Origin of the sequence: Pseudoalteromonas sp. MelDa3, assembly GCF_002863625.1 — a bacterium.
Lineage (GTDB): Bacteria > Pseudomonadota > Gammaproteobacteria > Enterobacterales > Alteromonadaceae > Pseudoalteromonas > Pseudoalteromonas arctica.
Genome location: NZ_PJBR01000034.1, coordinates 25,475 through 36,156, shown reverse-complemented (window position 1 = coordinate 36,156; position 10,682 = coordinate 25,475). Strand labels below are relative to the sequence as shown.

General features: G+C 39.6%; 10 protein-coding genes. 2 read left to right on the top strand and 8 right to left on the bottom strand.

Going from position 1 to position 10,682, the window contains the following annotated elements; all coding sequences use genetic code 11:
* Positions 1–335: 335 nt before the first annotated feature.
* Positions 336–1,856 (bottom strand): acetaldehyde dehydrogenase ExaC, encoded by a 1,521-nt coding sequence (locus tag CXF89_RS09060; protein ID WP_007584266.1) that lies wholly within the window; start codon positions 1,854–1,856, stop codon positions 336–338.
* Positions 1,857–2,018: 162 nt separating this feature from the next.
* Here CXF89_RS09060 and CXF89_RS09055 point away from each other — a divergent pair, with 162 nt between their 5' ends.
* Positions 2,019–2,912, top strand: coding sequence for an AraC family transcriptional regulator (locus CXF89_RS09055; RefSeq protein WP_121954412.1), 894 nt, complete (start codon positions 2,019–2,021; stop codon positions 2,910–2,912).
* Between the two features lie 90 nt (positions 2,913–3,002).
* Here the strand turns inward: CXF89_RS09055 and CXF89_RS09050 are convergent, their stop codons facing one another.
* The 4 genes from CXF89_RS09050 to CXF89_RS09035 form a co-directional block, all read right to left on the bottom strand.
* Complete coding sequence (locus tag CXF89_RS09050) at positions 3,003–3,455, bottom strand: nuclear transport factor 2 family protein (protein ID WP_007584284.1); 453 nt, start codon at positions 3,453–3,455, stop codon at positions 3,003–3,005.
* A 157-nt stretch (positions 3,456–3,612) separates the two neighbouring features.
* Positions 3,613–3,993: a SpoIIAA family protein gene (locus tag CXF89_RS09045; protein WP_002960091.1), complete on the bottom strand. Its 381-nt coding sequence runs from the start codon at positions 3,991–3,993 to the stop codon at positions 3,613–3,615.
* 98 nt (positions 3,994–4,091) lie between these two features.
* Positions 4,092–4,784 carry a cupin domain-containing protein gene (locus CXF89_RS09040; protein WP_121954411.1) on the bottom strand — a complete coding sequence of 231 codons (693 nt, stop codon included), beginning with the start codon at positions 4,782–4,784 and terminating at the stop codon, positions 4,092–4,094.
* A 49-nt stretch (positions 4,785–4,833) separates the two neighbouring features.
* Entirely contained in the window at positions 4,834–5,454 is a 621-nt protein-coding gene (locus CXF89_RS09035) for a glutathione S-transferase family protein (RefSeq protein ID WP_121954410.1), read from the bottom strand.
* A gap of 389 nt (positions 5,455–5,843) precedes the next feature.
* Between CXF89_RS09035 and CXF89_RS09030 the strand changes: the two genes are divergently transcribed.
* Positions 5,844–6,362, top strand: a complete 519-nt coding sequence (locus tag CXF89_RS09030) for a TetR/AcrR family transcriptional regulator (RefSeq protein WP_101163235.1) — start codon at positions 5,844–5,846, stop codon at positions 6,360–6,362.
* Between the two features lie 84 nt (positions 6,363–6,446).
* Here CXF89_RS09030 and CXF89_RS09025 read toward each other — a convergent pair whose 3' ends face one another.
* From CXF89_RS09025 to CXF89_RS09015, 3 genes are all read right to left on the bottom strand, one after another.
* The gene (locus tag CXF89_RS09025) at positions 6,447–7,916 is read right to left on the bottom strand and encodes a carbon starvation CstA family protein (protein ID WP_101216372.1); all 1,470 of its coding nucleotides are present in this window, start codon (positions 7,914–7,916) and stop codon (positions 6,447–6,449) included.
* 269 nt (positions 7,917–8,185) lie between these two features.
* Positions 8,186–9,103, bottom strand: a complete 918-nt coding sequence (locus CXF89_RS09020) for a carbohydrate kinase family protein (protein WP_121954409.1) — start codon at positions 9,101–9,103, stop codon at positions 8,186–8,188.
* Positions 9,104–9,105: 2 nt separating this feature from the next.
* Positions 9,106–10,629, bottom strand: coding sequence for a mannitol dehydrogenase family protein (locus tag CXF89_RS09015; protein WP_121954408.1), 1,524 nt, complete (start codon positions 10,627–10,629; stop codon positions 9,106–9,108).
* Between the last annotated feature and the right edge of the window lie 53 nt (positions 10,630–10,682).

The window sequence follows — 10,682 nt, the reverse complement described above, 5'->3', positions numbered from 1 at the left end:
AATAAAGAAGCTTGAAAAAGTTCATATTTAGTGGATTAGATGCATTGCGGCACTTTATTCTGGTAATGATCTACAAATAGAAATTTACTCAACTGAGGAAGGATAAAAATATTATTTAAAGGCTCCTTATATTTACACCACTGTATACTCGCTAAATTAGCGCTTTTTAAGTAGGACTCGTAAACACCGTCATTATAATGTTATTTTCTGCAACGCTAAAATGTTGGACTACATGGCCATTATCAACGGTTGATTGCCTATAAAAAAAGCGCTACAAATAGGTAGCGCTGGCATTATTACTTAATGGTTGTTTATTTAAAGCTTAGGCTCTTTATTTAAAAGAAGCCGAGCGGATCTTCGCTGTAGCTCACTAATAGGTTTTTAGTTTGTTGGTAGTGCTCCAGTGCCAGTTTGTGCGTTTCGCGCCCTATTCCTGATTTTTTATAACCACCAAACGCAGCGTGTGCTGGGTACATGTGATAGCAGTTAGTCCACACTCGCCCTGCTTCTATTTTGCGACCCATACGATAAGCACGATTCATGTTTCTGCTCCACACACCTGCACCTAAACCAAACTCAGAGCTGTTGGCAAGCTCGAGTGCTTCGGCTTCATCTTTAAAGGTCGACATTGAAATAACAGGGCCAAAAATTTCTTCTTGGAACACACGCATATCGTTTGTGCCCTTTAATAACGTAGGTTGTATGTAGTAACCACCGTTTAAGTCATCACTTAGCTGCTCTACATTACCGCCAGTGAGTACTTCAGCGCCTTCTTTTTTGCCTATTTCAATGTAGCTCAGTATTTTATCAAATTGCGCTTTTGAAGCTTGTGCGCCAACCATAGTTTCGCTATCTAGCGGGTTTCCGCGTTTAATTTTTAAGGTACGTTCGAGTATTCGCTCAATAAACTGCTCGTAAATGTCTTCTTGAATAAACAGCCTTGATGGGCACGTACACACCTCGCCTTGGTTGAAGTAAGCAAGCACGGCGCCTTCAATAGCTTTGGATAAAAACGCATCGTCTTTTTCCATTACATCATTAAAAAATATATTAGGTGATTTACCACCGAGCTCGACCGTTGAAGGAATAATATTTTCAGCAGCGCATTTCAAAATATGTGAGCCCACAGGCGTTGAACCTGTAAATGCAATTTTAGCGATACGCTTGCTTGTTGCCAGTGCTTCACCCGCTTCTTTACCAAAGCCGTTTACTATATTTAATACGCCTGCAGGGAGTAAATCGCCAATTATCTCCATTAAAACTAAAATAGAAGCTGGTGTTTGCTCAGCCGGTTTTAAAATTACACAGTTACCTGCAGCAAGTGCTGGCGCTAGTTTCCAGGCGGCCATTAAAATAGGGAAGTTCCACGGAATAATTTGCCCAACAACCCCTAGTGGCTCATGAAAATGATACGCAACGGTGGTTGCGTCTATTTCACCTATAGTGCCGTCTTGCGATCGTAGGCACCCCGCAAAGTAGCGAAAGTGATCGGCCGCTAGCGGAATATCAGCAGCGAGTGTTTCACGAATTGCTTTACCGTTATCCCATGTTTCGGCAACAGCTAATAACTCTAGGTTTTGCTCAATTCGGTCGGCTATTTTTAGCAGTATGTTACTTCGGTCGGTCACCGACGTTGTGCCCCATTGCTCTCGCACTGCATGCGCTTTGTCGAGAGCCAGCTCTATGTCGTCTTTGTCTGAACGCGGTATTTGGCAAAATACCTTACCGTTTACTGGGCTTATATTATCAAAGTATTGGCCATTTACAGGCTTTACCCACTCTCCGCCAATGTAGTTTCCGTATTGTTGTTTAAAGTTTACGAGTGCGCCGTCGCTACCTGGATTTGCATATATCATGTGTGTGCTCTCTTTATTGTTGTTAGCTAAAGGTCGAACATTTATATAAAACAAAATGCTTTATATTTAATCGACATTAAACTAACAAGCACCTAAAAACTTGATTAGCTGTCCACAAAAGTTGTCTGTGAGTCCAAACTAATAAAAACCTAAAGGATTGATATGCACACATCTCAGTTAAACAAAAAACGCCAACAACTTGATGTATTAATAGAAAATAAAGTCACATTCGCTGCAGATAGCAGTGAGTTGAGTATTTACGACACGTATCAAAGCGCGCAAAAGGTGGCACTGCACTCAAACGAGCTGCTGTTTTGTGCCATGCTTAGCGGCAAAAAGGTAATGCACGTAGAAAGCAGCCAATACCATAAAGCATTTTTACCACACGAGTCGTTTGTATTAGCGCCAGAGCAAGGTGTTTTAATTGATTTTCCACAAGCATCAATGCACGCCCCAACCACCTGTTTAGCGATTGAAATTAGCAAAGATAAAATAAACGCTGTGGCGAATGCACTTAACATGCAGCAAAACTTTGCACACGATGGCTTATTTGAATATGTACCGCAGTTAGTGCATACCCAACATAATATTCAAACGCAGCAATTATTAGAGCGCATGGTGCATTTATTTAGTGAGCAAGGCGCACAGCGACATTACTTGATTGATTTGTCGTTAAACGAATTGATCACCCGTTTATTACAACAACAAAGCCGCGAGCTATTGCTGGCTAGCTGCGATAAGCCACGTCTTAAAACAAAGGTGAGCGACGCCCTGCTTTATATTGAAGAACACTTAAGTGAAACGCTCGACATAAATACCTTATGCAAAATAGCATGTATGAGCCGCAGTAAGTTTTATCAGCAGTTTAAACTTGCATTTGGCACTAGCCCAGCCCTTTGGCAGCAACAATTAAGACTTAAAAAAGCGCGTACTCAATTGCTACAGGGCCATGCAATTAGTAAAGTTTGCTTTGATGTTGGATTTAATAGCGCGAGCCACTTTAGTCGTTTATTTAAACAAACGTTTGGCATTGCGCCTAAAGAGTGTCGACATTAGCCCTAAAGGGGCATTACCTGAGTTGGCTGATATAATTTAAACGATTAAAGCCCCATATTACGGGGCTTTAAGTTAGAGTTAGAGTTATATCTATTGCTTTATAAAGGTGACACCTTTAGGTATTTCATCTTGGGGTAATCGAGTAGAGTGCATTTGCGATAACAACCATTTATCGCCCACTTTTGATACAACGGCACTTTCTAACCAATAAATATCAATACTTCTTTCGGTGTTTTTAATATTGGCTTTATTCCAGTAATTAATAAAAGCAACATCACCCACTACACGCGAATTTATAACACTAAAATAATTAGTTCTTATAAAGTCAGAAGGCTTAACAACATTTATAAAGTCATTAATAGTCCACACTTCACCGTGCTCTAAAAGTAAAAATGAATCATCAACGGCTGCACGCATTTGCGTGTGGTCAACGTTAGAAACAGCCAAAAAAAGATCGCTCACCGGCGTGAATATGTTGTTATCTTTTGCATGTATCGATGTCGAAAATATCAGGAATGTAATAAAGGTAAGTACTTGTTTCATTGTTTTTATAATGTGTAGTTTGCTCAATAATAATGAGTGTATTTTAATAGAGCTGTATTAACAATTGAAATAAACCGAATGTAACTACCTAACAATGTTACTCATAGAGCAAAAAAGCACTCGATAAGAGTGCTTTAATTTAATTTTTTCAATCAAGCTATTCATCTAGCCAATCTATGGCTGCGGTAGCATTTTCAAAGTATTGAACCTCACCCGAGATAAACCAGTTACCTATTTTTGCCATTCGAGCTTGCCACTCTTTATTACCGTAAATAGCTACTTTTTTAAATTCTTTAGAGTGCTTAACACCTAACTTTAAGTCATCCCACGCTGCGCGTAGTTCCCAACCTTCAAGTTCGCTACCATCTATTAAGGCGTTTACAACTGGGTGCTTAACTTCGCCAAGAGCTGAGTTTATCATTGGGGTAATTATTTTGTAGTCGTCGTGAGTAAGCGTACCAACGGCTTTAAGTTTTAAAAAAAACTCTCTTCCTGCACGTTCAAGACCAATCGATAAACCATGTGTTGTGTGTACCATTACTGCTCTCCTTAAATAGGCTGAATGGTAAAAGTACACCCTCTAAAATTAATTAGTCCTGAACTAAATCAATAAATAGTCTCAAATAAACGACTCAATTACGCATTTTGTACGCGAGATATCTGGTTTTCTACATCAGTTAAATGGCCCGTTTTAAGCCATACTTTTGCACCATTACTTCCCGCTTTAACGTTAACAGAGCTGTTAATAGGCACTCTTAACCAACTGTTTTTTACAAGGGTATCGGCTTGCTCATCAAATGAGCCTTCAAGTACTAGCAGCTCTGCTCCGCCTTTTGCGTTTATAACCATGCAGGCGTTGGGCTTAAAGTGCAGCAAGCTTACCTCTTCAAAGCTGTCTTTGTATAAAGGGGTTACGGCTACATTTTTAAAACTAGGGTGCGCCGTACTTTGCATCAAGTCTGTTTGTAAACGCACGTGGGTTCGATCATCTGGCTGAAACTGCCATAACTTTACAAATATAACGCAGCCATTTTCAGACCCCGGTTTGTGCTTTGATTGCGGTGGATTACGGATATAAGAACCTGCCACAAAGTCACCGTGCTCATCTTGAAATACCCCTTCAAGCACAACAAACTCTTCACCGCCTGTATGTACATGCGGCGAAAATTCACTGCCAGGTGCGTAGCGAACAATTGTTGTTGCACGAGCAACTTCATCGCCTACTCGATCTAGTGCTCGTCTATCAACGCCCACCATTGGCGATGCAACCCACGGGAGCGTTTCGCTATGTACCACAACTCGTTTACTAAAATCGGCAGCAATTTTCATATTTGGCTCCTAACCGTAACTCCACTTAAATTTTAAACTAATAACCTAATTAAGCCGCAACACTTGGGCGTTTTGCTACTTTTTCTTGCCATGCAACTAAATGGGTTAACTCATTCGGGATTGCTATTTGTGCAAATCCAGCAAATACCAGTCCAGCATACAATGTTATATCAGCAATACTAAATTGTTCACCAGCAACAAATGCCGATTGCGCTAGTACATCATTAAAATAGCTAAACCCTTGGCGTGCTTTTTCGCCTTGTTTTTCACCCCAAGCCACATTTTGATACGTTTCAAGCTCTGGACCTAAGCCATCAGTTGCATGATGAAAGTAAGTTGCCACAGCGTCAAGCACCATAGATTCTGCGCGTTTTTGCATCATGTTAATTACTGCACGCTCTTTTGCGGTTTCACCCATTAAAGATGGGCCTTCAAATGCGGTATCAATATACTCAGTAATAGCGGTACTTTCTGATATGAACGTGCCGTCATCTAGCTCTAATACGGGCACACCTGCTAATGGGTTTTTAGCTAAGAAGGCTTCTGTTCTATGCTCACCATTTAATAAATCAACAGGTACAAACTCAACATTTGAAGTGGCATTTTTTTCAGCTAAAGCGATACGAACACGAAGTGGGTTTGGAAAGTTTTCTACATCATAAATTTTCATAGCAATCTCTATCTTTATTGTTTAAAAGTGAATTAATGGCAGAACCTATCTACCGATAGGTAATTTATAATATTAAACTAAATTTAAGTCAACGTTTAAATTTTTCTGATTTATAGGATTTAACTTAATTCATAATAAAATTAGGGGGTTGCTTAAAAATAAAAACGCTTGTAAATAACTACCTACTGGTCGATAATTTTGCTATACCAATTGCATTAAATAAGTGATCTATTATAGCGCTAAGAAAATAGCGCAATAACAAGGCGAAAATTATGACATCTAATTATTCTACATGAATAATTTTTAACGCAGTTAGTGAGTTGTTTAATGCGATACAATGATCATGTTTTAATAAAATTGGTATTACTGCAGATAGGAAAATATTAAAAGTGAGTAAAAAAGAAGCGTTATTAAAAGCAGCTGAAAACAAGGTGCGCCTTGGCGGATACAGTAATTTTAGTTTTAGAGAGCTCGCCAGCGAAGTCGGAATTAAGAGCGCCAGTGTGCACTATCACTTTCCGACTAAGGCCGATTTAGGTGCTGAGCTTGCTCATCAATATACTAATTCTTTTTTAGCTGCGTTAGGCGAGCCAAACGAGCTTAAAGCAAGCGGTAAAAATCCTATTGATGTGTACACTCAGCTTTTTAGAAGTGCATTAGTAACCGATCGTAAAATGTGTTTATGTGGTTTGCTAGGAGCCGAAAGCGATAGCCTTCCAGATAAAGTACGCCTTGAAGTAAAACGCTTTTTTAATCAAAATCTAACATGGCTTAGCGCTGCGCACTTAGCTAATGGTGAACTCAACCCTACTAAAGCGGCTATTCAAACAGTGAGCTTGCTTGAGGGCGCTATGATGATAAGCAAAACGCTCGACGATAATAGTTACTTTGAACTTGCAACTCAGTAATACCTAAATTTAGTACACAAAAAAAGCGAGCTATCCATAATGAATAGCTCGCTTTTTTAATACTTTAAATAACTTATGTGATTATTAAATCGCTGTTGGTTTAACTTTATGCTTAGAGTGCACAATAGCTAAAACAATTAAGCCAATCACTGTTACTACAGCGCCAATAGGTTTACCTAAATCACTTGATAAGTTAAGACCAATTGCTGCAGTGCCAATATAAGAAACCGTTACCGCTGTTGCTATAACAGCAGGAACACTCGCAATCCAATGGAATGTACCACGGTCAAACAAGTACTTAGTGGCAAGCCATAATACACTTGTAGAAAGCAGCATGTTTGAAAATGCAAAGTAGCGCCAAATTAATGAGAAATCGAGTTTCGTCATAAAGTACGCAATAGTAAGTATAGGCACCGCTACTAATAAACGGTTACGTAAACTTTGCGGAATATTAAACGCATCAACAACTGTTAAACGTAATGAGCGGAACGCTGTATCACCAGAAGTAATTGGGAAAACGGCTACTGCAATAATTGCCATTATACCGCCAAATACACCTAAGTAACTGTTAGCTACATGATTAACAACTAAACCTGGACCACCTTGGTCAAGCAACGCTTTTAAGCCCGCGTAACCATCTGGGAACGCTGCAATACCAGCAAGTGCCCATACACAACCTACAATACCTTCACACATCATAGCGCCGTAATAAACTGGACGTACGTATTTTTCGTTAGTTAAACAACGCGCAATAATTGGCGCTTGAGTAGAGTGAAAACCACTAATAGCACCACAGGTAATTGTTATAAATAACAATGGCCATGTTGGTAATCCATCTGGGTTTGGCTCTAAAAAGTCATGTGCGTGGTCAGCTTCAAAGTAAGCTAAAAAGTCACTTGGTACCGGTAAGTGCGGCGCATTAATAAGTAATGAGATAGCAATTGCCACTGTCATTACAATCATTAGCGCACCAAAAATTGGGTAAAACTTAGTAATGATTTTATCAATTGGTAGCAAGGTAGCTAAAAAGTAATACGCTAAAATAGCGAGTACCCAAAAGGTATTATTTGCCAGTATTGTACCTTCAAAGAAATCAAGGTTACTTAGCAAACCTGCAGGGCTCATAATAAATACCACACCTACAAAAAACAGTAGCATGGCAGTAAATACAAGCATAAAGCCTTTAAATACGACGTTGTAATAATGGCCTGCGATTTCTGGTAGGCTTTTACCGTCTTCTTTTATACTCATTACACCTGAGAAGAAGTCGTGTACAGCGCCACCTAAAACATTACCAAGTACAATCCATACTAGTGCAACTGGTCCGTATAAAGCGCCTAAAATTGGGCCAAATATTGGACCTACGCCAGCAATGTTTAAAAACTGAATTAAAAATGCTCGTACAGGGTGAATAGCTACGTAATCAACACCTTCGCTAAAGCGTTTTTGTGGTGTGTCAGCAGTTGAATCCAAACCGGCTTGTTTTTCAACAAATGGGCTGTAAAACTTATAGCCCAGTATTAAAATAGTGAGGCAGATAAAAAAGATGATCATAAAGCACGTTTCTCTTTTTGTATTTTAGTTATAGAGCGCATTGTGTGTCGCCCCGCCTTTTCAATCCGTGAATAATCGACGAACAATAACAAAGCTTCAACCCTCAAACAATAAGACGTTTAGCTAATACAATAATCGATATAAGCCACTATTTACGCAACCTGCACACTTAACGCTCCACATTGAATGTTTATTACACACGTCTTATTTTGGGCACAAAAAAAGCGGTTAAACTTTTACGTTATAACCGCTTTCACACACAATGTTTTTTAAAGTGGGTTCATAAACTCACTAATTTGTTGATGCGTTAAAGTAGGTGTTGCACCAGAGCTTTCGGCGACCATAGCGCCAACAGCACATGCAAAGTCAACGGCATATTGCGCGTCGTCGTTGCTACAAAGCTGATATATTAACGAACCTAAAAACGAATCCCCTGCGCCAACAGTATCAATTACGCTAATTAAATAACCTGAATTATAAAAATTATCGCCTTTGATTGTTAACAAAGCACCGTGGCTACCTTTGGTTACACATAAGTAATCGGTATTTGTTTGCTGTGCAATAAACGCTAAATTTTGTTCAAGCGAATGAAACTTACAACCCATCGCTTTTGCTATTTCGTATAGCTCTTCATCATTTAATTTAATAAAGTCTGCTTTATTCATTAAATCTACAAGTGTTTCTAGCTTGTAATGCGGTGCACGCAGGTTTACGTCAAACACTTTGAAGTTTGCTACATCAACTAATTGATTTAATGTTGCTAAAGACGCTTCGCTTCGCCCAATTAAGCTGCCAAATACAAATACATCGCTACTTTTAACTTTACTAAGTAACTCATCTGTAAGCGCTATATTATCCCACGCAGTGTCTGCAACTATTTCATAACTTGCAGAACCTCCACTGTCGAGCGTTACCTCAACCGTGCTAGTTTTTTTGTCACTATCAATAGCAATGTATTCGCAGCTTACGCCTTTGCTAGTAATTTCGCCTAGTAACTCAGCGCCTAACTCGTCGTTACCAACAGCGCTGATCATATCGGCTTTAATGCCTAGTGAGTTAATACGCACACACATATTAAGTGGCGCGCCACCTAAGCGTTTACCTGAATCAAAACAATCCCACAGCACTTCGCCAAAGCAGCTAACACTTACGTTTTCGCCTGATTTATGATTAATTAAAATGCTCATAATTAGTTACTCTTTTGATCAAGTACAGCCTGCATAATGGCTTTAATTTTACTATTAGGTGCATACAACGCAGCAATCGACTTTTTATATTCAGCAGTAAACGTTTCGTTATGCTCAAGCTTACCAAACAAGCTCGTTAACTTTAAAAATGCAATCGGGCTAGTTTGAGTCTCTTGCGCGTAAGAATTAAGCTCTTTGTGCATCGCATCTTGAATTTCAAGCTTTTCGCCGTTTTCACTTAAACCCTTATCGCTGTATAAACACCAAGTTGCAATAACAAGCGTTGCCAGTGATACATCTCGACCTTGTACTAGGTTTTCGTTAATTGTGGCAATTAAAAACTTAGGCAGTTTAGCTGAGCTTTCACTACAGATACGCGCTAGGCTGTCTTTAATATTAGGATTAGCAAAACGCTCTATTAACGTATCTTTGTAGCTTTCAAGGTCAATGCCTTCAAGTGGTTCAAGATTTGGCGTTACTTCTTTATCCATAAAAGCACGCAGGTATGTGGCAAATAATTCATCAGATACCGTTTCGTCAATAGTGCCATAGCCATGGATTGAACCTAATAAACCAAGCACAGAATGCCCTGCATTAAGTAAACGTATTTTCATGGTTTCATAAGGCGTTACATCAGTAACAAACTGTGCACCAACAACATCCCAATTTGGACGAGAGTCACTAAATGTGTCCTCTATTACCCATTGTGTAAATGACTCACAGGTAATTGGCCACTCGTCGCTAACACCATATGCATCAACCACGTAATCAATATCACTCTTTTTAGATACCGGTGTAATACGGTCAACCATCGCATTTGGAAACGATACGTTTTGCTCAATCCACTCACTTAGGTCTTTGTCTTGCTCTGTAGCAAAGGCTAAAAGCATTTTGCGTGTTACGTTACCGTTGTGCTGAATGTTATCGCACGACTGTACTGTAAACGCGCCTTGGCCTTGCTCTTTACGCAGTTTTAACGCAGCCGTAATGTAACCAAACGCTGTAATTGGGTCGTTCGGGTTATTAATGTCGTTAATAATATCTGGATTGCTGTAATCAAACTCGCCCGTTGCAGGGTTAAAGTTGTAGCCGCCTTCGGTAATAGTAAGCGACACAATTTTAGTATCGCTGTGCGCTAACTTATTAATTACCGCTTGTTTGTCCTCTGGAGCAAACAAAAAGTCGATCATTGAGCCAATTACTTTGTTATCTATTTTACCGTCTGGGTGTCTAACAGTAAGCGTATAAAGGTAATCTTGCTGCTTTAAAATATCACGCAGACCACGATTACCCTCTAAAAGGCCAACACCACATATGCCCCATTGCTCAGAGCCTGGGGTTTTTAAAAGCTCGTTAACATATACCGCTTGATGAGCACGATGAAAACCGCCCACGCCAATATGAACAATACCGGCTTTAACTGCGCTACGGTCGTAGGTTGGTGTATCAACATGGCTTGGTAATTGAGCCAAGCTTTGTTGGTTTAGCCCTGTAACTAGAGCGTCAGTGTGTTGATGTTGCGTCATGGTGCGACCTTACTAAACAAAAATAAAATATAAATTACGATACTGTATTACGA

Bases quoted from the DNA above. Each gene is read 5' to 3' on its own strand.
- CXF89_RS09060 (WP_007584266.1), bottom strand. From the start codon at position 1,856: ATGATATATGCAAATCCAGGTAGCGACGGCGCACTCGTAAACTTTAAA.
- CXF89_RS09055 (WP_121954412.1), top strand. From the start codon at position 2,019: ATGCACACATCTCAGTTAAACAAAAAACGCCAACAACTTGATGTATTA.
- CXF89_RS09050 (WP_007584284.1), bottom strand. From the start codon at position 3,455: ATGAAACAAGTACTTACCTTTATTACATTCCTGATATTTTCGACATCG.
- CXF89_RS09045 (WP_002960091.1), bottom strand. From the start codon at position 3,993: ATGGTACACACAACACATGGTTTATCGATTGGTCTTGAACGTGCAGGA.
- CXF89_RS09040 (WP_121954411.1), bottom strand. From the start codon at position 4,784: ATGAAAATTGCTGCCGATTTTAGTAAACGAGTTGTGGTACATAGCGAA.
- CXF89_RS09035 (WP_121954410.1), bottom strand. From the start codon at position 5,454: ATGAAAATTTATGATGTAGAAAACTTTCCAAACCCACTTCGTGTTCGT.
- CXF89_RS09025 (WP_101216372.1), bottom strand. From the start codon at position 7,916: ATGATCATCTTTTTTATCTGCCTCACTATTTTAATACTGGGCTATAAG.
- CXF89_RS09020 (WP_121954409.1), bottom strand. From the start codon at position 9,103: ATGAGCATTTTAATTAATCATAAATCAGGCGAAAACGTAAGTGTTAGC.
- CXF89_RS09015 (WP_121954408.1), bottom strand. From the start codon at position 10,629: ATGACGCAACATCAACACACTGACGCTCTAGTTACAGGGCTAAACCAA.